The organism is Streptomyces sp. NPDC057694, assembly GCF_042799415.1.
Lineage (GTDB): Bacteria > Actinomycetota > Actinomycetes > Streptomycetales > Streptomycetaceae > Streptomyces.
The window spans coordinates 89,067-114,464 of record NZ_JBHVIX010000001.1 but is presented as its reverse complement, the minus strand read 5'-3'; the positions used below and the strand labels follow the sequence as shown (position 1 = coordinate 114,464).

General features: G+C 68.7%; 25 protein-coding genes. 16 read left to right on the top strand and 9 right to left on the bottom strand.

Going from position 1 to position 25,398, the window contains the following annotated elements:
• Positions 1–29 precede the first annotated feature (29 nt).
• Positions 30–1,151 (top strand): ISL3 family transposase, encoded by a 1,122-nt coding sequence (locus ACFVDP_RS00575; protein ID WP_383480936.1) that lies wholly within the window; start codon positions 30–32, stop codon positions 1,149–1,151.
• Positions 1,152–1,177: 26 nt separating this feature from the next.
• Here ACFVDP_RS00575 and ACFVDP_RS00570 read toward each other — a convergent pair whose 3' ends face one another.
• Positions 1,178–1,750 carry a DUF4240 domain-containing protein gene (locus tag ACFVDP_RS00570; protein ID WP_383480933.1) on the bottom strand — a complete coding sequence of 191 codons (573 nt, stop codon included), beginning with the start codon at positions 1,748–1,750 and terminating at the stop codon, positions 1,178–1,180.
• 159 nt (positions 1,751–1,909) lie between these two features.
• Here ACFVDP_RS00570 and ACFVDP_RS00565 point away from each other — a divergent pair, with 159 nt between their 5' ends.
• The 3 genes from ACFVDP_RS00565 to ACFVDP_RS00555 all read left to right on the top strand — a co-directional run bounded on the left by ACFVDP_RS00565 (position 1,910) and on the right by ACFVDP_RS00555 (position 3,641).
• Positions 1,910–2,362 (top strand): hypothetical protein, encoded by a 453-nt coding sequence (locus ACFVDP_RS00565; RefSeq protein WP_383480930.1) that lies wholly within the window; start codon positions 1,910–1,912, stop codon positions 2,360–2,362.
• Between the two features lie 147 nt (positions 2,363–2,509).
• Entirely contained in the window at positions 2,510–3,058 is a 549-nt protein-coding gene (locus tag ACFVDP_RS00560; protein ID WP_383480927.1) for a hypothetical protein, read from the top strand.
• 232 nt (positions 3,059–3,290) lie between these two features.
• On the top strand, positions 3,291–3,641 hold the full coding sequence (locus tag ACFVDP_RS00555) for a hypothetical protein (protein WP_383480924.1): 351 nt from the start codon (positions 3,291–3,293) through the stop codon (positions 3,639–3,641).
• Between the two features lie 118 nt (positions 3,642–3,759).
• On the opposite strand, the gene ACFVDP_RS00550 is transcribed toward ACFVDP_RS00555, so the two are convergent.
• From ACFVDP_RS00550 to ACFVDP_RS00540, 3 genes are all read right to left on the bottom strand, one after another.
• Positions 3,760–5,349 carry a cation acetate symporter gene (locus tag ACFVDP_RS00550; RefSeq protein WP_383480921.1) on the bottom strand — a complete coding sequence of 530 codons (1,590 nt, stop codon included), beginning with the start codon at positions 5,347–5,349 and terminating at the stop codon, positions 3,760–3,762.
• Positions 5,350–5,734: 385 nt separating this feature from the next.
• Complete coding sequence (locus tag ACFVDP_RS00545) at positions 5,735–5,812, bottom strand: 50S ribosomal protein bL37 (RefSeq protein WP_370443954.1); 78 nt, start codon at positions 5,810–5,812, stop codon at positions 5,735–5,737.
• A gap of 252 nt (positions 5,813–6,064) precedes the next feature.
• Entirely contained in the window at positions 6,065–6,718 is a 654-nt protein-coding gene (locus ACFVDP_RS00540; protein WP_383480918.1) for a lysophospholipid acyltransferase family protein, read from the bottom strand.
• 284 nt (positions 6,719–7,002) lie between these two features.
• Between ACFVDP_RS00540 and ACFVDP_RS00535 the strand changes: the two genes are divergently transcribed.
• Positions 7,003–7,776 (top strand): hypothetical protein, encoded by a 774-nt coding sequence (locus ACFVDP_RS00535; protein WP_383480915.1) that lies wholly within the window; start codon positions 7,003–7,005, stop codon positions 7,774–7,776.
• Positions 7,777–7,933: 157 nt separating this feature from the next.
• Here ACFVDP_RS00535 and ACFVDP_RS00530 read toward each other — a convergent pair whose 3' ends face one another.
• Positions 7,934–10,816 (bottom strand): lectin, encoded by a 2,883-nt coding sequence (locus ACFVDP_RS00530; RefSeq protein ID WP_383480913.1) that lies wholly within the window; start codon positions 10,814–10,816, stop codon positions 7,934–7,936.
• A 506-nt stretch (positions 10,817–11,322) separates the two neighbouring features.
• On the opposite strand from ACFVDP_RS00530, the gene ACFVDP_RS00525 reads away from it, so the two are divergent.
• The 5 genes from ACFVDP_RS00525 to ACFVDP_RS00505 all read left to right on the top strand — a co-directional run bounded on the left by ACFVDP_RS00525 (position 11,323) and on the right by ACFVDP_RS00505 (position 18,071).
• Positions 11,323–12,414 (top strand): PP2C family protein-serine/threonine phosphatase, encoded by a 1,092-nt coding sequence (locus ACFVDP_RS00525; protein WP_383480911.1) that lies wholly within the window; start codon positions 11,323–11,325, stop codon positions 12,412–12,414.
• A 93-nt stretch (positions 12,415–12,507) separates the two neighbouring features.
• A complete protein-coding gene (locus ACFVDP_RS00520; protein WP_383480908.1) occupies positions 12,508–13,230 on the top strand; it encodes an SDR family oxidoreductase in 723 nt (240 codons plus the stop codon).
• A 554-nt stretch (positions 13,231–13,784) separates the two neighbouring features.
• Positions 13,785–15,761 carry a discoidin domain-containing protein gene (locus ACFVDP_RS00515; protein ID WP_383480905.1) on the top strand — a complete coding sequence of 659 codons (1,977 nt, stop codon included), beginning with the start codon at positions 13,785–13,787 and terminating at the stop codon, positions 15,759–15,761.
• A gap of 431 nt (positions 15,762–16,192) precedes the next feature.
• On the top strand, positions 16,193–16,666 hold the full coding sequence (locus tag ACFVDP_RS00510) for a hypothetical protein (RefSeq protein ID WP_383480902.1): 474 nt from the start codon (positions 16,193–16,195) through the stop codon (positions 16,664–16,666).
• 247 nt (positions 16,667–16,913) lie between these two features.
• Positions 16,914–18,071 carry a pentapeptide repeat-containing protein gene (locus tag ACFVDP_RS00505; RefSeq protein WP_383480899.1) on the top strand — a complete coding sequence of 386 codons (1,158 nt, stop codon included), beginning with the start codon at positions 16,914–16,916 and terminating at the stop codon, positions 18,069–18,071.
• Positions 18,072–18,902: 831 nt separating this feature from the next.
• Here ACFVDP_RS00505 and ACFVDP_RS00500 read toward each other — a convergent pair.
• Entirely contained in the window at positions 18,903–19,499 is a 597-nt protein-coding gene (locus ACFVDP_RS00500) for a TetR/AcrR family transcriptional regulator (RefSeq protein ID WP_383480896.1), read from the bottom strand.
• Between the two features lie 78 nt (positions 19,500–19,577).
• On the opposite strand from ACFVDP_RS00500, the gene ACFVDP_RS00495 reads away from it, so the two are divergent.
• A complete protein-coding gene (locus ACFVDP_RS00495; protein WP_383480893.1) occupies positions 19,578–20,351 on the top strand; it encodes an oxidoreductase in 774 nt (257 codons plus the stop codon).
• A gap of 37 nt (positions 20,352–20,388) precedes the next feature.
• Entirely contained in the window at positions 20,389–20,760 is a 372-nt protein-coding gene (locus ACFVDP_RS00490) for a VOC family protein (RefSeq protein ID WP_383480890.1), read from the top strand.
• 53 nt (positions 20,761–20,813) lie between these two features.
• Here ACFVDP_RS00490 and ACFVDP_RS00485 read toward each other — a convergent pair whose 3' ends face one another.
• Entirely contained in the window at positions 20,814–21,170 is a 357-nt protein-coding gene (locus tag ACFVDP_RS00485) for a winged helix-turn-helix transcriptional regulator (protein ID WP_383480888.1), read from the bottom strand.
• Between the two features lie 69 nt (positions 21,171–21,239).
• Between ACFVDP_RS00485 and ACFVDP_RS00480 the strand changes: the two genes are divergently transcribed.
• The 4 genes from ACFVDP_RS00480 to ACFVDP_RS00465 all read left to right on the top strand — a co-directional run bounded on the left by ACFVDP_RS00480 (position 21,240) and on the right by ACFVDP_RS00465 (position 23,451).
• Positions 21,240–21,800, top strand: coding sequence for a carboxymuconolactone decarboxylase family protein (locus tag ACFVDP_RS00480; RefSeq protein ID WP_383480885.1), 561 nt, complete (start codon positions 21,240–21,242; stop codon positions 21,798–21,800).
• Positions 21,801–21,948: 148 nt separating this feature from the next.
• On the top strand, positions 21,949–22,242 hold the full coding sequence (locus ACFVDP_RS00475; RefSeq protein WP_383480883.1) for a DUF1330 domain-containing protein: 294 nt from the start codon (positions 21,949–21,951) through the stop codon (positions 22,240–22,242).
• A 177-nt stretch (positions 22,243–22,419) separates the two neighbouring features.
• On the top strand, positions 22,420–22,779 hold the full coding sequence (locus ACFVDP_RS00470) for a hypothetical protein (protein WP_383480880.1): 360 nt from the start codon (positions 22,420–22,422) through the stop codon (positions 22,777–22,779).
• Positions 22,780–22,917: 138 nt separating this feature from the next.
• On the top strand, positions 22,918–23,451 hold the full coding sequence (locus tag ACFVDP_RS00465) for a hypothetical protein (protein WP_383480878.1): 534 nt from the start codon (positions 22,918–22,920) through the stop codon (positions 23,449–23,451).
• A 226-nt stretch (positions 23,452–23,677) separates the two neighbouring features.
• Here ACFVDP_RS00465 and ACFVDP_RS00460 read toward each other — a convergent pair whose 3' ends face one another.
• Both ACFVDP_RS00460 and ACFVDP_RS00455 read right to left on the bottom strand, forming a co-directional pair.
• Positions 23,678–24,016, bottom strand: coding sequence for a thioredoxin family protein (locus ACFVDP_RS00460; protein ID WP_383484221.1), 339 nt, complete (start codon positions 24,014–24,016; stop codon positions 23,678–23,680).
• Positions 24,017–24,221: 205 nt separating this feature from the next.
• A complete protein-coding gene (locus ACFVDP_RS00455; RefSeq protein ID WP_383480875.1) occupies positions 24,222–25,361 on the bottom strand; it encodes a PucR family transcriptional regulator in 1,140 nt (379 codons plus the stop codon).
• Between the last annotated feature and the right edge of the window lie 37 nt (positions 25,362–25,398).

The following is a 25,398-nucleotide window of genomic DNA, read 5'->3' as shown; positions in this document are numbered from 1 at the left end:
GTGCCGGACCGTGCGCCGCGGGTGCTGGGGTGGACGAGTTCGCCCCCAGCAAGGGCTGCACCTACGGCACCGTGCTGGTCGACGTCGAAGCCCGTCGCGTCGTGGACGTGCTACCCGACCGCGCCTCGGAGACGTTCGCCGCCTGGCTCACCGAGCATCCCGGCGCCGAGATCATTCGTCGGGACCGGGCTACCGCTCACACCAAGGCGGTCAGGGATGCTGCCCCTCATGCCCTAGAAATCGCTGATCGCTGGCACCTGCTGCAGAACCTGTCCGCTGGGGTGGAGAAGACCTGCCACCAGCACCGCTACTGCCTGCGCAAACGCGCCGAGGAGAAGACAGTTGCCGAGGCGCCGGGGCCACCCCCGACGCTGTTACCGCCTACGGAACTGCCACGCACCCAGATCATCGAACGCACCCGCCACCGCTACGAAGACATCCACCGCCTGCTGGACAAACGCTGGACCATCAGCGCCATCGCCCGCCAGCTGAACCTCGACCGCAAGACCGTGCGCCGCTTCCGCGACACCGGCCTCGACGAACTGCTGGCCTGCGCCCGCGAGCGCCGCCCCAACGGTGTCCTGGAGCCGTTCAAGGCTTACCTCAACGCCCGCTCCACCGAAGCCCAAGGCCAGGTCAGCGGCACCCGACTGTTCCTGGAGATCCAAGCCCGCGGCTACCGGGGCAGCTGCCAGGTCGTCCGCAAGCACCTGGTCGCCTTTAGAGAGGGCACCACCGAACCGGTCCGGGCGGACATCCCGAGCCCCCGCAAGACCACCTCATGGATCATGCGGCCCCGGGAGACGCTCATCGAAAGCCAGGACGAGCGGCTCCTTCAAGTCCGGCTCGCCTGCCCCGACATCGCCCGGGCCTGCGATCTCGCTCGCGCGTTTGCCGACCTGGTCCGCTATCAGCGCGGATACCTGTTGCTGGAGTGGACCCGAAAGGCCGAGCAGGACGCACCGAAGCCCATGAAGGGCTTCGCCGGCTTCCTCCGCCATGACCTTGACGCAGTGACTGCCGGTCTGACCCTGCCCTGGAGCTCTGGCGTCGTCGAGGGCCACGTAAACCGGGTGAAAACACTGAAGCGAGCTATGTACGGCCGAGCGTCGTTCGAACTTCTCCGAGCCCGCGTCCTCACCCAGCCATGAGCATCGGGGAACTACGAGAGTCCCTTTCAGGGGCCTGCGCCAAGGAACAGGGCGGCCAGACGGGGAAGCCGACGGCTCATCTCTCTGTCGTCGTCGAAGTCGAAATCTTCGCCCATGTCAACCGCGTTGTCGCTCTCTCCACCAGCCCCGCGGAAACTGCGCCAGGCTTCGTAGAAGGCATCCGCATCACCCGTGATCCATTCGAACGCTCCGCTAGCTGCATAGTTCACGTCCTCGTAGAACAGCACCTCGGAACGGTCCCGGACGGTCGCCGCCTGAACGACATCGGGGTGCGTACCAAGGCTGTCCGGGTCGGCAGCCACGCGCTGGTACCACTGACAGCCCAAGGCGATCACACCGGCGCGGAAGTCCATGAAACTGTCGTCCGAACACCCACCTCCGATGAGGTATGCAGCCGCCCACACATCCCAGCGATACAGGGCGTCGTGCAGCTCATCGAAGCGCTCGGCGTACTCCAGGATCTCCTGCCGCGGTCTCTCCGCGAGCTGCTTGACGAGAACCTCGTCAAATGGCTCGCCAGTTGCGGCAGCCCCGGCTTGCGCGGCTTCGATGACGTCCCAGAACCTGTCGATCTCCATGACCGCGCACTCTGCCACGACCCAACGACAATCGATCCTGGCACCCTGCCGACACCTGGCCATTTCACGGAACTGCGGGCAGAGCCGTTTTCAAAGATCCCCATCAGCCCTGAGGATGCGAGGGCGGAGCAGAGGCCCGCTGACCGAAGGGAGAGCACTATGAAGGAAGTCGTCGTGCTCACCCTCCTTCTCCTGATCCTGGGTTGGGCGCTGGCGAGTGTGTGGAGTGCCTACTGCCTGTATGTGGGAATCCGTGACCTGCGGCGCGGCGCGAACTGGTGGGCCCACCTGCTGTCCTTCTCCCTGTTCACCGCCCTTGCGGTGTGGCTTCGGGGGCTGTTCAGCATGGGGCTCAATGGCAGTGAGGAATGCCAGTTCATCCACCGTCAGCCCTACGATGCCGCGTACGTCGACGCGCACACAGCCGAGTACAACAAGTGGTTCCCGCTGCACAGCAAGTGCAACGCCAGCTACGACATGGTCCCGGCATGGGTCAATCCGGTGGTCGTGCTCGCTCTCGTCGTCTCCCTTGTCTCCCTCGTCGGGCTGGTCTGGTTCGCCGTGGCGCGGTGGCCTTTCTCGCGTGCAATGAACGACACATCGTCCACCTGAGTGGCCCTCCTGTTGCCGGCTCCCCGCTGTCGGCGCGGCCGGCCACCGTGGCAGCGGTGCTCACGGACCTCGACGTCCACGCTCAGGCCGACGCCACCAGTCCCAGCTACGCTTCCACGGCACAGACGGTTTTGGGCAAGGGGGATCGTGAAGCGACCGCTGCTGTTTCTTGATGTGGACGGACCGCTCAACCCTTACGCGGCCAAGCCGGAAAGGCGTCCTGCCGGCTACACCACACTCAGGGTGCCCCACGAGATCTCGAAGGATTATGTAGGGATCTCTCTCCGACGGCGGCCCCTGCGGGTCTGGCTCAACCCCGCGCACGGGCGGGCCCTTCTCCAACTCGACTACGAACTGTGCTGGGCCACCACGTGGATGGGCGACGCCAATCGGTGGATCGCCCCGGTGCTCGGCCTCCCAGAGCTTCCCTTCGTCGATTTCGGTGACGCCCTGCTCCAAGAGCGTCCGGACGGGGTCCACTGGAAGACCGGTCCCCTCGTGGACTACGCCGAAGGCCGCCCTTTCGCCTGGGTGGACGATGAGCAGAGCACGCTGGACGAGGTACACGTAGCTGCCCACCATCGGGGGCCCGGGCTTCTCCACCACGTCAACCCGCGCATCGGTCTACGGGAGGACGACTTCCACAGGCTTGCCGAGTTTTCCCGGTCGCTGGAGCCTCCCCGCGCCTCCAGCTGAGCACGCCACGTACCCCACCAGACCCGTACACGCCACCGCCGTGGTCATGACGAGGTAGCTCCGAGGGGACTTGACCGATCACATGGATGCGCTGAGGGGCGACTTGCCCGACCGGCCCGGACGGGGAAGCCGAGTCGGTCAAGCGTGAGAGTGATCCAGGATCGGCTTCGGCTGCCTCAACTGAGTTATTTCCGGCGGATCATGTTCGGGCGGGGCTCGGTAGGTTGGCTTCATGCCTTCTGCACTTGTTGTTGGTTACGACCCGCGAGCGATACCCGGCGTCGACGGAGAGGCTCTTCGTTCGGCGCTCGGTGCGGAGCTGTTCCGGTTCGGCGAGCACGGGATCGACGCGGCCATGACGCTGATCGTGTTCGACGCATCAGCGGAGCCTGCCCTCGTCGCATCGTTGACCCAGCAGCCGTGGGATGTCGTGATCGTCGGCGGCGGGCTCCGCAAGACCGAGCCGCTGCTACCGCTTTTCGAACAGATCATGAACCTGATCCGGCGGCATGCACCCCAGGCCGCGATTGCGTTCAACACCAGTGGCGGGGACAGCGTCGAGGCGGCGCAGCGATGGCTCTGAATCCCCCAGTCTGAGGACCGGAGAGACGTTATATGGCCTCCCTCTGCCGCGGGGCCGAATCCATCGAGGGCATCAGTGCGCCGGAACAGGCCGAACGCAGGCGCTTGTTGAGTCGCGACTACGGACGCTCGCCCCTGCCATGGCTCACTGTCGTCCGGCCCTTCCATGCATGCTGTCGCGCCGCATCGGGGCGCGTGCGGCCCACGAGCCCGAGCAGAAAGCCGACGGGAATGGTGATCAGCCCGGGGGTCTGGAGCGGGAACCAGTGGAGATCGTGGTCCGGGAAGACCGCGATGGGCGTGCCTGTGGCGGCCGGTGAACCGGCCAGCAGCAGCACGATGAGGGGGATGGTCCCGTAGACGGTCCGGCGCACACCGGTGGCGGAGTACCCCGGCAGGAAGAGCGCGTACAACAGGACCGGAGCGAGCACCGAGGCCGCGACCGTGAACGACAGCGAGATCAGCGTGAGCCTGCCACGGTCGGCGAGGGTGGCGGAGAGGACGACCGCGACGGCTCCGACCAGCACGATGCCCAGGCGCGCCCGCCGGATCTCCCCGGCGGCCGACGCCTTCTTGGCGCCGCGTGCGGACCCCAGGTCCCGGGCGAGGCTGGAGGCGGCGGCGAGCGTGATGCCTGCCACTGCCGCGAGGGTGGTGGCGAAGACGGCGCACGCGATGACGGCGAAGAGCATGCTGTGCCGCGCGCCCCCGGCGACCGGGTCGAGAGCCCCCGTCACCATGAGGAGTGCGGTCGCTCCTCCGGGGTCGGCTGCCCGCACCGCGTCCCGGCCGATCAGGGCGCATGCCCCGAGCCCGGCCACGACCACCCCGGCGCACACGACCGCGACGGGGCCGACGGCCCAGCCCACGGCGCGCCGTGCGGTCCGGGCGTCCCTGAGCGGATGCAGCCGCATCGTGAGGTGTGGCAGACAAGCGGCGCCGATCACCAGGGTGGCCTGGAAGCTGATCAGGTCGAGGCGGCCGGCGACGGAGGAGCCGAAGTGCAGGCCCGGCCGTACGTAGCCGGCGCCGGCTCCCGAGCGGTCGCGGGCGGCGTCCAAGAGCGCCAGGGGCGACCAGCCGTACCGGGCGAGGACGATTCCCGCGAGGAGCGAAAGAGCGGTGAGCACCACGCCGACTTTGAGGATCTGTACGTAGCCGACGCCACGCATGCCGCCGAACGCGGCGTAGGCGACCATGAGGGCGCCACCCGCGACCGTGCATCCGGTCAGCGCGCCGTCGGGCAGGCCGAACATGGCGGCCAGGATGCGTCCGGCCGTGGAGAGCTGCACCAGGAGAAGCGGGGTCAGGACGAGGAGGCTGGCGACGCCCAGCGCTCTGCGTATCGACGGGTCGTCGAGCCGGTCGGCGAGGAAGTCGCCCAGGGTGAACACACCGGCGCGGCGCAGGGGTTCACCCATGATCCGCATGACCAGGAACAGCGACAGGACCGTCGCACCGGCGAAGAGCATGCCATCGGCGCCGTCGAGGGCGACCGCGCCCGTGGTGCTGAGCAGGGTGGCCGCGGAAATGTAGTCACCGGCGATGGCGAGCCCTCCGCCGACCGGTCCGAAGGCCGCGCTGCCTCCCGCGTAGAAGTGCTCGGGATCGTCCAGGTCGGCCGCTGCGAGCCCACACAGCAGCAGCGACACGGCGACGAAGCCGAGGAAGACCACGACGGCGAACGACTGTCCGTCGCCCCCGATCACGGTCGCCGCTTCCGAGCGGCCGGTCTCCGGCGGCGGGTGAGGGATGTTTGGACGGGAGCCGGAGCCGGAGCCGTAGCCATAACCGGAGTCCGCGCCGATCGAGATGCTGGATAGGACATGCCGGGGATGGCATCAGCCGACATGGTGGCGCGTACAGGAGTGGCGGTTTTCCGGGGGCACCCGCACAGCCGGCCCGCGGCCTTCTTGTGCTGGGACACAAATGCTGTGACACAAACCCTCAGCTTGTGGCGGTCGCCCAGGAGTTCGCAGCGTGCGACGTCCATGGGTGGGCGGTCATCCGGCCGACCTCACTCGCCGAGCGCCTCCCGGCAAGGCAGAGGCGGGGCAGCACCACAGTGCCGCCCCGCCTTGTCCGTCACCGCCGCTAGGACTGCGGACGGCTGCCGTGGTTCGCGCCGTTCTTGCGGCGGGCCTTCTTCTTACGACGTCGCTTCGACGACATGTGTGCCTCCCAGGGGTTAGCGCGGTTGTTCTCCCTGGGTGTCCCAGGCGAGCTCCAGATCGCCTGCCCGGCCGAACGGGGTCGCATGGTGTGACCTGTGTCACTCGTGCCTCATGGGGCATGTACCGCCACTGTCGGCGCCGGTCACCTCCGCCACGATTTCGAAGCGGGCGGACTCGACCCTCTCGTTCCAGGCGCGCGTGGCCGATGCGTTCTGGGGCAGCGACAGGCCCTGCGACCGTGTGGCGCTGGTTACGCGGCGGGCTCTCCCAGGTGAGCGGTAGCCGTTCGCCAGGCCGTGGTCACTGCCGCCTGCGCCTGCGCTGTCCGTACCGTGCGGACGCCCGACGGCGACACCGGCGCACCCACATGGACATGGAGTGTCGGTCGACGCAGGGGCGCGGTCGCCAGTCCTGCGACCTGCTTGGCGGTGCTGCCCGAGGTGATGCGGCGGGCACCGGCCTGGCCCACCGGAACGATGGGAGCGCCCGTGCGCTCGGCCAGTCGGGCCAGGCCGCTGCGGAAGGCCCGGGGCGCCTGCTCGGCCACGTCTCTGCGGCGCGGCAACCCGCCCTCGGCGTAGATGAGGACCAGCCGTCCCTGGTCCAGGGCGTCGGCAGCCCTGTCCAGCGCGTCCGCTGCGCGACGGTCGCCGCGGACGACGGGTATGTGACCTTCGCTGGCCAGCAACCGGCCCAGAAGCGGGACACGCCACAGTCCGGCCGCCGCCATGATCACCGGCTCGACCCCGAGGCGGCGCAGGGCGGTGACGACGATGGCGGGATCGGCGAGAGAGGTGTGGTTCGCGGCGATGATGCTGCCCGGCCCGAGATCGGCGTGCGGATCCGTGGTCACCGCCAACCGGCCGACAGCGGGCACGAGGAGGTCGGCAATTCGGCTGAGCATGAGCGGTCTCCCGGATCCGGCGATGTGTGTCCTCATCGTCGATGGCGGAACGTGGCCGCGCCTGAGTTGCCGTACTCAAGTCACCTGACAAACCAACCTAGCCGCGGCGCGCTGGCCAACAGGGTAGTAACTGCATGTGGTTACGGTGATGCGGGGACGGGCTCTGCAGGCCTTTGACCGGGCGCCGCGTCGACACAAGGATGCACAAGGATGGCGGAGAACAGCGGGCCGCGTGGTGACGTGCGGCCTTGTGGAAGCCCGGACAGCAGGGAGCGTTTCATCCGATGACTGCACAGCCCGCACGTCCTGAGCGCGGTGGTCCCGAGACCGTCCGGGTCTTGGATGTCCCGCCGTTCAAACCTGCTCTCGTCAAAACGGTGTTCAGGGAGACGAGCCCGATGCACGTCACTCGGTCGGCCGCCTTGGCCGCCGCGTCGGTGACGCGGACATTGCTGACGGAGATCATCGCCGGTGCGCGGAGAGCGGCGGCGGCGGAAGCCCGTACGAAGCTGGTTCCCCGGGATCTCGTCTCGGCGATCGACCGGAACGTCGAGCTGGACGTGGGTGACAAGTGGTACGTGCACAGCCCGACGTTCAAAGCCCTGGACGGTGTCCGGTACGACGCCGAGGGTGTCGTCGTGCCTTCTCCCAGGCGCAGCAGGTCGCGCAAGTCGAGTGCTGTGGTCGGCGCTCACAGGTTCGAGGCAGGGGTCAGGAAGCTCCTGCGGAGCCAGGGGGCTACGGCCGTCCCCCTGATGGTTCGCGAACTGGACGGAATCGCGAGCGTGTTCCTGACGGGTCTCGCCCGGGACGCGGCAATGGTCGTTCGTGAGGGCGGGGTTCAACGTTTCGGTACGGTCGTCCTGGGGTCGTCGGACGACGTGGCCCCGCCGCCGTTCGCCAAGGATCCCTTGGTCATGGCCCTGTCCACGCGCAGAGGGGACGGACGGACCATCGGCAGGGACGACGTTCTGGCCGCCGCCACGATGCAGTTGTTCGGCGGCACCATCAGGCAGCAAGCCCTCGCCGCGGCACGCGAGGCGGCACAGGCTGCATGATCGGGCGGTCACCGCCCTCTCCCTGAGGCTGAGCAGGGCGGACCGCGGTGCCCGAGGTGTCGCCGGGGATGGTGCCTCGGCCGCGACAGGGGTCCGGTCCGGCCGTCCCGGGGAGAGAGACGGCCGGACCAGTGGGGGCGGGATCAGGACGCGGTGCTCACCGGCGTGCCGCGGTCTTCGGCGCGGAGGTCGGGCTGTGGCCCGGCTTCCAGGCCGGCGCGCCGGGCGGATTGGCTGCCGTCTTCCTGTTCAGGGACTGGGCGGCGGTCGGCAGCGTCCAGTTCTGGGCGCCGCTTGCGTTGCAGGCGTAGAGCTGGAGCTGGGTGCCGCCCGCGCTGGAACTGTTGGGATCGTCCAGGCAGAGGGTGGATTGCGGGTTGACCAGGGAGTTGTTCGCTCCGGCCCGCCACTGCTGGCTTCCGGTTCCGTTGCAGGTCCACAGCCGGACCTTGGTGCCGTTGGTGGTGCCGCCGTTGTCCACGTCCAGGCACTTGCCGAGCGAGCGCAGGGAACCGTCCGAGGCGACCGTCCAGTCCTGGGCGTAGGTGGCGTTGCAGGCCCACATCTGGGTGGCGGTGCCGTCGGCCGTGCCCGAGTTGGCGACGTCGACGCACAGTTTGCCGCCGCCGGATGCGGTGACACCGGAGACGACCGGTCCCACGCGTGGGACCGACGGCGACGACGTGCTGCCCCCGTAGGACGGCGGTGCCGCCGAACTATCGCTCGCCCAGCTGGTGTTGGCGCTGGTGCCGAGGGTGAAGTCCAGCGTCCCGCCCGCGGTCAGGGCGGAGGTGGGCGCGTAGGCGTTGTTCCACGCCGAGCCGTTCCAGGCCGCGGACTGCACGTAGGGGGCGTTGTCGGCGGCGCCGTTGCCGTTGACCGTCAGCTTCTTGCCGGAGGGCAGGGTGATCACGGCCTGCGGGAAGAGTGGCGAGCCCAGCGCCAGATCGGCGGTGCCCGGTGTCTGCGGGTACATGCCGAGTGCGGAGAAGACGTACCAGGCGCTCATGGCGCCCAGGTCGTCGTTGCCGTCGGCCAGGCCGCCGGGGGTGGCCGACCAGATCTGCTGCTGGATGGCGCGGACGGTGCCCTGCGTCTTCCAGGGCTGGCCGGTGTAGTCGTACTCCCAGGGCAGTTCGATGCTGGGTTCGTTGCCGACCCAGGCGTAGCCGTTGGCACCGGTGTAGCTGCGCAGGACGGTGTCCAGATAGTGGTTCATCGCCGTGTTGCCGCCCTTGGCGCGGGCCAGGTCGCGCACGTTGAAGGGCACCATGCCGGTGTAGATCCAGGAGTCCGCCTCGACCATGTCCGTGCCGCTGGTCGGGTCGAAGCCGCCCGTCCAGGTGCCGTCGGCGTTGCGCGGCTCGACGAAGCCGGAGGCCGGGTTGAGGACGCCCCGCCAGTTCTGCGCGCGCGTCGCGTACTTGGACTGGTTCGCGCTGTCGCCGAGCGCTCCGGCGAAGGCGGAGAGGGCGAAGTCCGCGGTGTTGTACTCCAGTGTCGTGGCGACCGGGCCGTAGAAGTTGCAGCAGCCGTAGCTGCCGTTGTGCGGCATGTAGCCGGGGGAGTCGAGATAGTTCAGGCCCGGGCGGTCGTTGTTCGCCTTGGACGCCTGCGAGACCAGGCCGCGCAGGGTCTCGGCGGTGTCGAACTGCCGGGCGCCGAAGGCGTGGTAGTCGGCGATGATCGCGGCGGCGGGGTCGCCGACCATGACGTAGGACTCGCCGTTGTTCTCCGACCACTTGGGGAAGATGCCGGTCTGCCGGTAGTCGTCGAGCATGGACTGGGCGGTGTCGGAGGCGGCCTGTGGATCGACCAGGGCCTCAAGCTGCGCCTGGGAGCGGTAGATGTCCCAGCCCGAGTAGTTGCCGTAGGCGGCCTGGTGGCCGGAGTCCACGGTGTGGGCCTTGCCGTCGAAGCCGGGATACTGCCCGTCGGTGTCGCTGATCACGTTCGGGTGCAGCAGCGAGTGGTAGAGCGCCGTGTAGAACTGCTGCTGCTGGGCGGCCGTGCCGCCGCCGATCTGCACCCGTCCCAGCTCGGTGTTCCAGGCACCCTGCGCCGCGTTGCGGGTGGCGTCGAAGTCCCAGCCGGAGTTCTCCGCCGTACGGTTGGCCTTGGCGCCGGCGACGGAGACGTACGAGACGCCGACCTTCGCCTGCACCACGGGATGCTTGGTGGCGTCGAAGGTGACGTAGCCGTTGTTCGCGGCGGCCTGAGGGGCGGCGGTTGTGGCCGAGGTGCCGCTCTTCGCGGGGGTGCCGTGCAGGACGGGGTGGTTCGGCTTCTCCGCGGCGTTCTTGCCCGCGCCCTTGGTGGCCTTGTCGCGCAGTGTCGCCGCGGCGGCCGGGGTGCCGCTGGTGGCGAAGGGCTGATCGAAGACCATGTCGAAGTAGACGGTGTAGCTGTTGCCCGCGCCGCAGAAGCGGCCGCTGGTCACCTGCCCGCTGACCTCGGTGTCGGAGACCTTGGTGAACTGCGTGTTGCTCGCGCCGTTCTGGCTGCCGGTGAGCTTGAAGACCAGATTGGCCTGTGTGGTGGACGGGAACGAGAACCGCGCCATGCCGCTGCGCTTGGTCGCCGTCAGCTCGGTGGTGACCTTGTTGTCCAGGGCCACCTTGTAACTGCCCGCCGACGCCGACTCGTTGGCGTGGCTGAAGCCGACGCTCGCCTTGGTGTCGACAGCTCCCACGCTGGGCAGCACCGGCACGTCGCCCGCCGCGCCGCAGCCGGGCCCGGCGATGTGGGTCAGGCTGAACCCGGTGATCGACTTGTCGTTGTACTCGTAGCCGCCACCGGGCGGCCGCGAGGGGGTGTCGGGACTCCACTGCACCATGCCGAACGGTGCGTCGGCGCCGGGGAAGTCGTTGGCCTGGTTGGTGGTGCCGATGAAGGGATTCACCAGGGTGGCCGGGGCGGTGACCAGGGCCGCGGGACGGGGTGCCGCGACCGCGGGGCCGGCCAGTTGGGCCACCGCGAGTGCGCCGGCGGCCAGGATGCCGGTGCCGAGTGCGGCGGATGACCGTAAGGGGCGTCTCATGTCCTTTGTGCCTCCTCGTGTGCGCGGACCGGTGGGGCGCGGTGCTGGCCCCGCCGGACAGCGGAAGGGCTGGTGCAGGAGTTGTGACAACGTTGTCAAAGTGCTGTCACGTGCTCTCCGGCGATGGAGGGGGGTGCAGAGGTGCCGGGAGGGGCAGGTTCGATGGGGAACGTAGCCATCTGGCGGGGACGCGTCAACGCTGCTCGCAGAGAATGCCGCGCGGCGCGCCGCCGGCGGCGAGCGAGCGCCTGTCGTGGGGGCCGCCCGGACGGCAGGCGAGCGCCCGCCGTCGCTGCCGCCGGGAGGGCAGGCGAGCGTCCGCCGTCGGGACCGCCCGGACCGCAGGACGCGCCGCACCCGAGGGCATGGTCCAGAGGCGGGGCGGCCTGCGTGCTCTACCTGCGACGAGGACGCGGCCTCACGGATGCCCGGCGCCTTCGCCCGAATAGGTCAGCGGGCGGGGCGCCCAGCCCACGCCGCAGCGCGCGCTGCCTGATGATCACAGAGTGCACCTGGGCCGAACACGGATCACACGCTACGACCTCGTACGGGCGCTGCCCGCTGTGCTGATCGCGGCGGCGGCGGTGACGGACGCCGCCACTCCTCGACGGGAGCGCTATGACGCTTTCCTCTACGTGGTGCCGAGCCTGGCTGCCGTGTCGTGGGGCGTTCTCGCCACTCTCGCGTTCGGTGCGGTGGCGATCGGGGTCATGCTCCTGCTGGAGGCGATGCGTGGTGAGGCGTTCATGCCGGGCGGGCTGGCCGCCACGGTCCTGATGCTCGTCATCACTGCCGTCGCCGCGTGGTGCAGCAGCGTACGACAGCGCCGAGAGCGGGAACTGCGCCATGTCCAGCAGGTCGCGGACGTGGTGCAGCGAGCCGTTCAGCATCCGCTGCCCAAGTGTCTGGGCCCCGTCGACCTGCATCTGCTGTACGAACCCTCGATCGCCGGGGCCCACATGGGCGGCGACTTCTACAAGGCGCTCCAGGTGCCCGGCGCGGTGCGCATGATGATCGGTGACGTGCAGGGAAAAGGGCTGGGAGCCGTCGAGACCGCCGCCGTCCTGCTGGGGTCGTTCCGCGAAGGCGCGTACAGCGCGCCGGACCTGCCCGCCCTCGCCCGCAACCTGGAAACCACCATGGATCGGCACGCCGCGCGCGTGGACGTCGAGGACGCGGAGCGGTTCGCGACGGTGATCCTCGCCGAGATCCCGCTCGACCGTCCGGTGATGCGCCTGCTGAGCTGCGGACATCCTCCGCCCATCGTCCAGCCGCGCGGAGGCCCGGCCCGTCCCGTGGTCTTCGAGCAGGTCTCTCTGCCCGTTCACCTAGCTCTGGGCACGAACGACGCGTACACAGTGGAGGAGATCCCCTTCGCGACAGGTGACCGACTCCTGATGTACACCGACGGAGTCAGCGAGACCCGCGACGCGGCGGGAGAGTTCTACCCCCTGACCGAGCGGCTCGCGGCCTGGCTGCATACGCCTGACCAGGAAGTTCTTCCCCTGCTCGCAGACGATCTGCGCCGCTACGGCGGACAGGCTCCGGACGACGACACGGCCGCCGTGCTCGTCGTCCGCACTGCTGAGCCCCAATGACCGACGTCATCGCAGGCGCGGGCTGATACGGGCCCGATCCCTGCCTCTGGCCCCTTGGAAAGCCGGCTCGTTCTTCGCTGAAAGGCATTGATCATGACCAAGCCCCTTGTCGTCATCACTGGCGCCAGTTCCGGCATCGGAGCCGCCACCGCACGGCTGCTCTCCGCGCACGGCCACTCGCTGCTGCTCCTCGCCCGTCGTCTGGACAAGCTCGAGGAACTGAGTCTTCCCGACGCCCTGTGCCGAAAGGTCGACGTCACCGATCGCGCCGCTGTCGCGGCCGCGATCCGCGAGGCCGAAGGCCGGTACGGGCCGGTGGACGCACTCATCAACAACGCAGGGGCGATGCTGCTCGGCCGGATCGTGGATCAGCCCGAAGACGAGTGGGATCGCATGATCGACCTCAACGTCAAGGCCGTCCTCCACGCCACCCGCGCCGTACTGCCTGGCATGGTCGACCGCCGGGCCGGCACGGTGATCAACATCAGTTCTGTCGCGGGCCGCAAAACGTTCCCGAACCACACCGCGTACGTCGGCACCAAGTTTGCCGTGCACGCGATGTCGGAGAACCTGCGCGAAGAAGTCGCCCCGTACGGGGTACGCGTGGTCACCATCGCCCCGGGTGCGGTGGAGACCGAGCTCCTCTCGCACACCAGCGACGAGCAGATCAAGAACGACTACGCGGAGTGGAAGGCGGCCGCCGGTGGCGCCCTCGATCCGCAGGTCGTGGCGGAGGCCATCGCGTACGCCTATGAGCAGCCGCCGAACGTCACCATCCGCGAGATCGTCCTCGCCGCCACCGGCCAGGAATCCTGACGGCTGCCAGGGCGTGTCCGGCGGATCAGGTCGCGTCCGGGTGGCCCGCACCTTCTGTGCTGGTGAGCGGGGTCTGGTGCGTGCAGCTGCAAGGCGGAGGAGGGCGTCAACGCGGAGCGTTGGCAACCGACGACAACGCCGAGGGGGGTACCCCCTGCTCCTTAAGAGCTTGGGGGAGTGCGTGCCAGACCCCGCGCCCGCGACAAGATCCGCCGGACACGCCCTAGAGCCCTGCGCTGACCGCCACGGGATGAGTGCGGTGGCGAACGGGATGCGCGCGCAACTGCCTTGGCCACGCCCTCGGGGAGCCGTTGAGCACGCGGTGGCACAGGCCGATTTCAGCCGACCGTGCGTCGGCCGGCCTCCCGAGCCTCTCGCGTTGAGCCGCCTTTTTGCGTTCGAGCATGGTCTTTTTGCGGAGGACTCAACGCCTATTGCGTTTCCGTGTTCACGTCAATACGCTCGCTGGCGCACCATCCCCTTCGTTGTCGTCGTCTCCACCAACAGGGCTGCCTGGAAGAGGAGTTGGCGCTACGTCCTTCAAGGAGAACCAGATGGTCGTCTCGCGCCGCACGCTTCTCCAGGCCGTCACCTCCGCAGGGATCGTCGGAGGCGTCGGGCTGGGACAGACCGCTCTCGCGGCCCCGGCGACAGCGTCGAGCGCTCCCGGCGACGTGGTCGGGAAGGTGACCGTCGGCTACCAGGGATGGTTCGCGTGCGCCGGGGACGGTGCGCCGATCGACGGCTGGTGGCACTGGGCCCAGAACTGGGGCCAGACCCCGTCCGCGGCCAACAAGGCCATCGTGGCCTGGCCCGACGTCCGCGACTATCCGGCCACCTACCGAACCGCCTTCGGCGACCTAGGCAACGGCCGGGCGGCCTCGCTCTTCTCCTCCTACGACCAGTCGACCGTAGACGTGCACTTCCGTTGGATGAAGCAGTACGGCATCGACACCGCGGCGCTCCAGCGCTTCAACCCCACCGGCGGCGAAGGACCGACCCGCGACGCGATGGCGGGCAAGGTGCGCGGCGCGGCCGAGTCGCAGGGCGTCAAGTTCTACGTGATGTACGACGTCTCCGACTGGGCGACCATGCAGACGGACATCAAGGCCGACTGGACGAACAAGATGCGTGCCCACACGGGTTCGTCCGCCTACGCCCGGCAGAACGGCAAGCCGGTGGTGTGCATCTGGGGCTTCGGGTTCAATGACGCCCAGCGCCCCTTCACTCCGGACGTGTGCCTGGACGTCGTCAACTGGTTCAAGGCGCAAGGCTGTTACGTGATCGGCGGGGTGCCGACCTGGTGGCGGACCGGGGACCGCGACTCCCGCGCCGGATTCTCCGGCGTCTACCACGCATTCGACATGCTTTCGCCGTGGATGGTCGGACGCATCGGCACCATCGCGGACGCCGACAATTTCTACAACGTGGCGACGGTGCCCGACCTCGCCGAGTGCGCCGCGCACGGCATCGACTACCAGCCGTGCGTCCTGCCGGGCGGCGTGGGCGATCGGCAGCGCGCCCATGGCGACTTCATGTGGCGGCAGTTCTACAACATGGTCCGCGCGGGAGTGCCGAACGTCTACATCTCGATGTTCGACGAGTACAACGAGGGCAACCAGATCGCCAAGACCGCCGAATCCCAGGCCTGGGTGCCGACCGGATCGGGCTTCCTCGCCCTCGACGAGGACGGCACCGCCTGCTCGTCCGACTACTACCTGCGCCTCACCGGCGACGGCGGCAGAATGCTGAAGGGGCAGATCGCCCTCACAGCGACACGTCCCACCCCGCCGACCGTCTCCGCCGGCGACACGGCGGCACCGACCGCCCCCGGAAACGTGCGGGTCACCGGCACGACCGGAACCACCGTGTCGGTTGCCTGGACCGTATCCACCGACAACGTCGGTGTGACGAGCTACCGGATCCGGCGGATCACCGGCGACGCCGCCACGCCGATCGGCACCGCCGACGCCAACGCCACCTCGTTCACGGTGACCGGCCTCACCGCGTCGACGTCCTACACCTTCGACGCGCAGGCACTGGACGCGGCGGGGAACGTGTCCCAGCCGTCGAACCGCGTCACCGCGACCACCACGGCCGGTTCCACCAACGACAACCTTGCCCTGAACCGCCCGACCACCGAGAGCGGACACACTCAGACCTACACCTCGGCCAACGCCGTCGACGGCAACCCGGGCACGTACTGGGAGAGCACCAACCAGGCGTTCCCGCAATGGCTCCAGGTCGATCTGGGCAGCGCCATCGGCGTCGGCCGCATCGTCCTCGCCCTGCCCCCGATCGATGCCTGGGCCACCCGCACCCAGACCATCGCCGTACAGGGCAGTGCCGACGGTGCCTCGTTCAGCACCCTCCGATCCGCCACGGCCTGCACGTTCGACCCGGCCGGCGGAAACACCACCACGCTGACCCTGCCCGCCGGCACGACCGCCCGTCACCTGCGGCTGATCTTCACCGCCAACACCGGCTGGCCCGCCGGTCAGATCTCCGAGTTCCGGGTGTTCGGCACCTGACGGGGCGAGCGCGGCCGACGGAGGGCCGGTGAAGACTGCCGACCGGCCCGACGATGGCACAGGGGCAGGCCCACAGGCCCGGGCAGTTAGGCCGGCGAGGTGTGAGCTGTTCCCACTCGTTCGGGGCCGTGGCGGCAGCCTCAAAGGTGCGGCGCTGCCGACCAGTTCAGCTGGGCTGGAACCGCCGGTGTTGCCGACGCCGGCTTGGGCCCTCTCCTGGACCTTGTTCTTGATCGAACCATGGGTGGGTGTAGCGCGTTCAGACTGGTGACACACCAGCTTGGCTCGTCCTCACCGACTGCGAGGAGCTCCTCTGTATGCGCCTCCCGCCGGCCAAGTAGCCTTGTCAGGTCGATTGATCCGACTGTTTGTGATCGTCAGCGGCTTTGCGGGGCCGAGATCGTCGATCCCTGCGGACGAGGGGGCTTGGGTTGGGGGCAGAGGTGTGGGCGCCATTGTTCTCGCTCGTCGGCGTGGTGCTGGGAGGTGGTCTGACGGCTCTGTCACAGCGTGCTACTCAGCGTTCTGCTGAGCGGCTAGAGGAGCGCCGCCAGGCGATTGTCGGGCGTGAGACCCGGCGAGCCGAGCAACTGCAGGCGATCAAGGACTTTCTGGCCTGCGTGCAGGAAACGGAAGCAGTGGCGTATCGGCGTCCCCAGGGGTGGGGAGAGGACGAGGCGTGGCACGGCGCCGCGTCGGCGGCCATGGGCAGACTCTGGGTCGCCGAGCGGCACTTGGTGCTCCTGTGCCATGCCAGCCTGCACGCTCCCGTACACGCGTACGGCAGGGCGTTGAACCGGGCCGTATGGCGCGAGATCGGCGACGTCGAGGTCAATGAGCACGTCGAGGAGCACAAGAGTGCCTTCATGGCCGCGGCCCGCGCGAGCCTGGCTTCCGCACTCTGAACCGTTCCCGTACGTCAGTCGGTCTCGGGTCGAGTCGGATACCGGCGATGGGAGCGGAAGACATCGATGCCCCTGCTGCACTGAAGGTCTGTCGCGGGCCGGCCGGAGTTGAGCTGCTCGATCATGCGGCCGGTGTCCTCTCGGGTGGCCTCACAGCTTAAGCGCGCAATAGGGCTCTTGGTGCGTGAAGGGCGTGTGGCGCAGCACCCTTGATCGTTTTTTGGGCCCCATCTACGCTCTTGGGCTTATGGAGACGGGGGAGTCGGGCGGTGCCCGACGGGCAGGGCAGGACGGGTTCAGACGCCGTGCGCTGACAGGGCTGCTGGCCGGTGCGGGACTGGCCCTCCTTGGCACGGCGTTCGTCGTACTGCCGGCGGTGGTGGTCGATCACGACCTCGCGGGAGCCAGCGTCACGGCGCAGGAGCGGCTGAAGGCGGTCAACGATGTCCGTACGACGCTACTGCAGGTGGTCGGCGGCCTCGTCGTGCTCTTCGGTGCGTACGCCACCTGGCGGCAGCTGCGGGTGAGCCAGGACGGACTGCGCGCCACGCAGGAGGGGTACGTCACCGACAGGTTCAGCCGGGCCGTCGATCAACTCGGCAGCGACAAGTTGGATGTGCGGATCGGCGGACTGCATGCGCTGTGGCGGATCGCCGAGCAGTCCGTCCGCGACCGGGAGGCCATCATCTCCATCCAGGCCGCGTACCTGCGGACACATCTGCCGTGGCCACCCGCCCAACCGGACTCACCGGCGGCGGACGTGCACATCAACGACGTTGCACCGCTGGAGACGCGCGCCGCTGACGTCCAGGTGGCGCTGACCGCGCTCGGCGTGCTGTGTCAGCACCGCGAGCAGTCCTGGGTCAACCTCAGCATTACCGACCTGCGCAGAGCCGACTGCGACGGACTCTGGTTTCCCGAGGTCAACTTCGATCACGCCTGCATGGAGGCAGCGAGCTTTTACCGTGTGAACCTGACTCAGGCATCCCTGGTCTCGGTCACCATGCGGCACGTCGACCTCACGACCTCGATTCTCTGCCGGGCCCGCTGCGTTCTCGCCGACCTACGAGCCGCGAAGCTGGTCCGAACCGACCTGCGTGACGCCGACTTCACCGATGCGGATCTGCGCGAAGCGAACCTGCGCAAGGCCGATGCCCGAGGCGCGATGTTCCACCGCGCCGATCTCCGGATGGCCGATTTGCGTGGCACCGACCTCAGCACAGCCAATCTTGTCGGGGCACGCCTGACCGGTGCCATGGTCAGTGAGCACACCCGATGGCCTGTCGGCTTCGACCCCGCGACGGCCGGAGTCGTCGAGATCGAGGACCCTGGTCCCGAGCCCTCTCCTCTGCTCCAACCACCTGGGGTGACGGGGCAGGTCCCGCCCCTGCGCTGCGACCCCTGACGCCGGAAGGACTCGCCGAGCGTGCCGGGCGCCGGTCCCTGGGCGGACACACCGCGCCTGCACTCCCTGTCTGACGGGCCCAGGGCTGCCCGTGCACGGGAGAACAGTGCCCCTTTCTGCCCGGGCGCAGGAGAGGGCGGTGTCATGCTTCGGGAAGTCGTCGAACGGCCCTCCCCCGTGACCGTGCGACGCCCTCTGCGAGGCCGGCCGGAATCCGAACTGGCCGGCCTCGCCCCGCGGAGCAGTGCCGAGGCCGGCCCGCCCGGCGAGTTCACACCCGGACATGTCCCGGAAGCCGAGTTCCCTGGGCCATGCCATGTGTACGTACGGCATGACACCTGGGCCCCTTTTTGCGATTCATGCACATCGTGCGAGTTGCTGAGGGCGTGAGGGTGCCAGGGGAGCCCGGAATCATGCGGATGTCCGCAGGGAGCAGGGGCGTTGTTGTCGTTAAAGGCATCGCCCCCGTTGAGGAGTTTTAGGCGAGCAATGCGCAGTGAACCATCGCGAACAGGAGTCGCTGTTGGTGTGGGCAAGATGCGTCGATGCCGTTCGTGCCCACTCCTCATGCCATGTCGGAGGAGCAGGTCGTGACCCTGGCCGCTGCCCGTACGTTGATTGGCGCATGCCCGGTTCATGACCGGTACTGGTCACCCGTCCGGTGCGGGATCCGACGCACGATCCCGGTACCCCATGGTTCGGCGCACCAGTGACACGCGCGTAGCCCTGCGGTCCCGGGGCCCGCAGGCCGGGGGTCCTAAGAAGGCAGTGAAATCAGCGGCTGCATGTGCTGTGGGCTTCCGGCGTCCGACACCTGGCGGGCGCCTCGCGCTAGCCCAGACGCTCAGGCCCTCCGTCGGCGCCGGCGCAGGTGTGTCGGAGGCCGTCGCAGAGGATCGCCACGACGCGTCGTGCGTCGTCCTGCCAGCCGCTGGCGCGCATGCCGCAGATGCCTCCCAGTGCCCGCAGGACGATCCGGCCGCTGACGTCGTCCCGCAGCAGTCCCGCCTTGACCCCCGCGGTGAGTAGGTGGTCGAGGGCGTCAGCCATGTCGTCGCGTGCCTCGTCGAAGACGGGGGAGTCCGTCGCGGTGATGCTTTCCAGTGCTTCGCCCATGCCCTTTCCTGTGGCTGAGTGGTCTACGAGCAGCAGTAGGAAGGCGTGCAGAGCCTCATCGGCGGGGTGCTCGGCGAGCAGCCGCGTGGGGGCGGCACACAGTTCGGCGACCTCTTGGCGGTAGACCTCGGCGACCAGGGCTTCGCGGGTGTCGAAGTGCCGGTACAGGGTGCCGACCGCCACTCCGGCCCGTTTGGCGATGTCCTCCACGTGCGCGTCCGTGTCTCCGGCCAGGAATGCCTCGCGGGCCGCTGCGAGCAGGGCTTCGCGGTTACGGCGCGCGTCGGCGCGCAGGGGGCGTGACGAGGGCAACGCTCCTCCAAGGTGAGTCGGGTTCCGTTTATGTGTACCGTTCCGGAGTCAGGTTCACTTTAACGAAGGAGAAGTCCCATGAGCGTCATGGACGAGAGCTTCGAGGGACTCAGGGTCCTGGTGACCGGAGCCAGCCGCGGACTCGGCGCCGCCACCGCGCGGCGCTTCGCGGCGTCCGGCGCCACGGTGCTGACCGCCTCGCGCACCGCACCGGCCGACGACGTGCTCGCCACCTTCATCCAGGCCGACCTGCGCACCGAGCGAGGGGTGTCGGAACTGGGGCGGCGGGTTGTCGAGGAGTACGGCGGCGTCGACGTCCTGGTCAACAACGCGGGCGCGGCGACGCCGTCGGCGCCCACGCTGGAGCGCACGGATGCTTCCTGGCTCCAGGACCTGGACATGAACCTGCTCAGCGCGGTCCGGCTCGACCGTGCCCTGGTGCCGGGAATGGTCGAGCGTGGATCGGGCGTCGTGGTGCACGTGTCCTCCATCGCCAGCCGACTGCCCCAGCCCGACGATGTGTCCTACGCCGCGGCCAAGGCCGCACTGAACGCCTACAGCCGCGAACTGGCGACCTCGGTCGGCGGCAACGGTGTGCGTGTCGTGTGCGTGCTGCCAGGCTTCGTCGCTACCGAAGGCGCGGTCGATCATCTCCAGCAGATGGCCGACCGGCAGGGCGTGGAGTACGGCGACATCGAGCGCCAGATCGTCGATCACCTGAAAGTGCCGATGGGGCGCCCGGGCGACCCCGAGGACGTCGCCGAGATGATCGCGTTCCTCGCCTCCAGTCGCGCCAAGTGGCTCACCGGCGCTCAGTTCCGGGTCGACGGCGGCATCATCCCGACCGTCTGACCGCACCACCGCATCCACTCACGGACAGAGGCACACGATGAACTTCCATCTGACCGCACTGATCATCGACAGTGCGGACCTCGACAGCGAGAGCGCCTTCTGGCGCGGCCTGCTCGGCGGATCCCTCGCCAAGACGCCGACGCACCACTTCCTCCAGGCCGACGGCTTCCCCGTCATCGCCGTCCAGAAGGCTCCCGGGCACGTTCTGCCGCAGTGGCCCGACGGGAACGCGCAGCAGATGCACTTCGACCTCACCGCCCGCGACCTGGTCGTCGCGGACGAGCAGGTCCTGGCCGCGGGCGGCCGCCGCCTGCGCCCGACCGACGATGTCTCCGACCCCGACGCGCAAGGCTCGCGCGTCTACGCCAGCCCGGCCGGTCACCCCTTCTGCGTCCGAACAAGCCGCTGAAGGGAACCGTCCAGGACGCCACCGCTGCCGTGATCGGACCGGCCACGCGGTGATCATTCCAGCCCTCCTGCCGTCGGGGGTCCCGCTTCCTCGGCCCAGCGTCGACTCCAGGCGTCCAGCGGGCTCAGCGCCTCGACAAGGTCCTGGCCGAGCTGGGTGAGGCGGTAGCCATCGTCGTCCAGGGCGAGCAGGCGGGCGCCGGACAGTTCCTCGATCCGGGTACTGAGCACGCTGGAGGACATGCGCTCGCATCGGCGCTGCAATTCACGGAAGCCGGTGGGAGCTTGACTCAGTTCCCACAGGATCCGCATCGTCCAACGCCGTCCGAGCAGATCGAGCGCGGCCATCACTGGACGACCCGACTCGGACCCCCGCACTGGCACACCCGGACGTGGCGCGCTGGCTTCCATACTCACTCCTTGCGCTTCGGTTATCGAAGCAGCATAGTGATTCGAAAATCGAAGCAGGGAGGTGCCGCAATGCCACGCATCGAACCGCTCACCCCGCCCTACACCGCCGACGTCGACCGGGCGCTCCGCCGATGGATGCCGCCGGGTGTGCCGCACGAGCCAATCGCACTGTTCCGCGTACTGCACCGCAACCCGGAGCTGGCCTCACGAATGTTCGCCCTCGGCGCCGGGCTGCTGGGCCATGGACTCCTCCCCGCCATCGACCGGGAGATCGTCATCGCCCGCGTGACCGCGCGATCCGCCTGCGCCTATGAATGGGGCGTCCACGCCGCGACCTTGGCGCCGCAGGCCGGACTCAGCATGGAACAACTCCGGGCAACTACCCAACCCGACGCAGCAGTCAGTGCTCCATGGTCGCTCCGCCACACGGCACTGCTCCACGCCGTCGACGAACTGAACGACACGGCCCAGCTCTCCCAGTCCGCCTGGGACGCCCTGCACATGCACTACGAAGAGGCTCAACTACTCGAACTGCTCGTCCTGATCGGCTGGTACCGAACCATCAGCTATCTGGCCAACGGGCTCCTCCTGGAAGAGGAACCCTGGGCTACCCCGTTCCCCACACGATGACTACGTTCCGCCCCTACCCGCCGCCGCGGAGCTGGTCGGCATCGGCGCCATGGTGATCACGAAGCTGACAATGCTCGTTCTCGCCCGCCAACGCTCGCCCGACACCAATCCGTAAGTCAGATGCACTCATCCGAACACTGGAGGTTCCATGCCCAAGGGCTACTGGGTCAGCGCCTACCGCACCATTTCAGACCCTGAGAAGCTGGCTGCTTACAACAAGCTGGCACCTGCGGCCGTCAAGGCCGGGGGCGGTCGGATCCTCGCCCGTGGCGGTCGGGTCGTGGCGCATGACGCCGGAATCGCCGAGCGCACCGTCCTGATCGAGTTCGACAGCTTCGAGCAGGCCGTCGCGGCGCACGAGAGCGCGGCCTACCAGGAGGCACTGGTCGCCCTCTCCGACGGCGTCGAGCGCGACTTCCGCATCGTCGAAGGCATCGACTGACCGAGGTCCAGTCGGATCTTCACTGAAGTTCATCGCGGGACAAGCCGCATGGGCTGTCCCGTAACCGCTGGTCACATGGTTGCCCGGAGTGCGGAAACTGCGTAGCCGCCGAGTTGGCGGCCCGGGTATCGTCCGGTCTCCCGAAGTGCCGTACCAGCGGCCTACGTTCAGAGAGCGATGCAGATGACCAGCCGGCAAGCAACGACAACCCTGTGGCGCCCTGTCGGCCCCAAGGAGCTGGATCTGGTTCGGGAGCTGAACTGGCGTGCGTGGCCGCCCCGGCTGCCCGAGCAGCCTCTCTTCTACCCGGTCCTGAACGAGGACTACGCGATCAAGATCGCGCGGGACTGGAACGTGAAGCACGACGGCGCAGGCTTCGTCACTCGTTTCGAGGTCGAGTCGCAGTTCGTGCGCCGGTACCCCGTCCAGCAGGCCGGTGGGCAGACGATCCTCGAACTCTGGGTTCCGGCCGAGGAACTGGACGACTTCAATGCCCACATCGTCGGCGAGATCCAGGTGGTCCACGAGTTCCGCTGAGGCGGGGAGGGATGCTGGTGTGGCGCGCCGGGACGGTGCAATGATCTCGGCGTGGCTGGTGCGATCACGGCGCCGGGGCTGTCCTGGAGCGATCCGCCTGTGATCCACGCGGCACCCCCACGGTTCTAGAGTCTCCCCATGGACGTCAACAACTGGTTCGAAGTCGAGGACCCGGAGGAGTACGGCGAGGAGCCCTGGGACTTCGGCGAGCTCGAACTCGCCTTCCTGGCAGCCCTGCGAGCACAGGCCGCCAATTGGCAGGTGCCGTGGGCTTCCAACCAGGTCGGACGGCCGGAGGACGAGTCGTCACTCCTCGTCTATGTCAGCATTGTCGATGAGGCACGCCGACTGGTGCTCGGCGAGTGGGCCGTGCACTTTTACGGCACACACGTACAGGCCGGACCAGTCTTCGACCAGCTCTTCAACCTTGACGAGTCGACCGAGCGCGGCTTCTTCCGGGCCTCCGGCACGGTCGAGCAGCTCGCGGAGCGGTGCGCCGGCTGGTTCGAGAGCCTGTTGAGCCGCCCTGTCGTCCGCGTCGAATGGCCGTTCAAGGACGGGAGACCTGCGACCCACTGGGAGTTCGCCGACACAGGCGAGGTCTTGGCGACGCGCGGCTCAGTCCCCGCAGACGGCTCATCCCCGGCCCATCGCCTCCCGGTCCGTCTCTGATCCGCCGGACAGCTCTTGGTGCAGCCTGGCCATAGGGAGTTGACGCTGCCCGCCGGGGTCGGTCATGGCGACCGCGGCGTCCTGTCGCGGCGCAACATCGTCTGCATCGAGACGTGCACCAGCTGAGATGCCACCGGGCAGGGGATCGCCACCGCCACCGCCACCATGGATCTGCCGCCCGACACAGTCCTCGACGTGCGTCGCGGCCCCGTGCCGCAGCGGCCGCTCAGAGGTGGCCGTCCAAAAACTTCCGTACCTCGGCGATGGTCATAGGCCCCGTGCCGTGCGCCACCACCTCTCCCTCCTTCAACAGGACGCAGGACGGGGCTCCGGTGATCCCGTATCGCTCGATAGCGGCCGGACAACGCGTGATGTCGACGCGGACGGCCGTCAGACGGCCCGTGTAGTCGTCGGCGATGTCACCCACGACGTCGTCCATCACCCGGCAGGGCTCGATCGCCTTGGGCCATGTCCCGGTGAAGTATGCGAGGACCGGAACTCCGCTCATCCCGAGGATGAAATTGAACTCCGCGTCCTCACGGGGGCGGTGAACCCGCTTCGCCATAGAACTCCTGACCTCACGTTCCGTCATTCCATCCCCATCATCCCCTGCGCGGTGTGCCGGGCCGGCCAGGCCGGTCACCCGGCTGCCGCCCGCCACGCGCCCATGGGCCGGCCCGTGCCAGGACAGCGCCCTCCACGACGACAGGAAAGCTGCTCATACCGCTCTTCCCCGGGCCGCATGAGCCTGCTGCCGGCCGAAATACGCGTCAGCTGACCCGGAGACCGACCGCCAGCGTCAGCTCAAGGACCCGGTGCGGCGATGCGAGATCCGGAAACAGCTCCCGTAGCTGCGACATCCGGTACCTGACTGTCTGGGGATGGACGAACAACGCCGCCGCCACCTCGTCCCGCCTGCCCTGGTGCAGCAGCCACGCCCCCAACGTCTCCTCCAGCCGCCGTGCGGTCGCGACAGGCAAGGCCCGCAACGGCGCGAGGGCCCGGGCACGCAGGTCCGCGAACGCGTCGGCGTCCGCGCTGAGCACCAGCTCGGGCAGGTGGTCCTCGGTGTCGCGAATATCAGAGGAGAGGGAGCGCGCGCGTACGGCGCGTGCGTACGAGGCGGACGCACGGGTCCATGGCCGGGCCGGGCCGACCACGGCGGTGCGGTCGGTCAGCCGCCGCAGGAGATGTGATCGGTCGGCATCGGGGACGAGCAGCACACCGGTGGCGTCCGGCAGATCGTCGAGGACGAGGGTGCTCGGGTCGAGCGCGCGGTAGGCGGGCCGGGCCTGGGCGGCGGGCAGCAGGACCGCGGTCAGCGAAACCGGAGGCTGCCACCCGGCCCGTTGGGCAGAGGCCAGCAGCACGTCCGGGCTCGCGTCGGCGAGGAGGTCGCGGGCCAGGTGTTCCAGATGGCGCTCGTGGGCCCTGCCCCGGGCGGCCAGTTCGTCGGCGTGGCCCGCGGCGCTCGCGGCGGAGAGCTCGTCGATGTAGGCGAAGGTCAGCTCGGCGAACTTGGCGACCTCGGCGGCGGGCAGACCCGCGGGGACGGCACCCGCTGCCAGACATCGCCAGGCCACGCGGGCGCCGACGCGGTAGGCGCCGAGCAGGGCGTCCATCGAACGGCCGTCGCGCACCTCGCCGCGGCCCAGCTCGTAGGCGGCGTCACCGCCGTCACCGCCTGTGGCGTTCCCGCTCGCGAGGTCCAGGTAGTGCCCCAGGGCGGTGCGGACGGCTCGGCGGATGGTGCCGCCCATCCGGCCCGAAAGGGCGTTGGCGTAGGGAGGGACCTCGTCGATGATCGCCTGGACGACCTCGTCGGCGGTGGTCTTCAGCGCGGCCCGAAGCGCGGTGACCGTCTTCTCATCCAGGGCCAGTTCGCTGGCCCTCCGGATCACATGACTCACGTTTTGTTCCCTGCGAACAATTCAGCCGACCAGATTC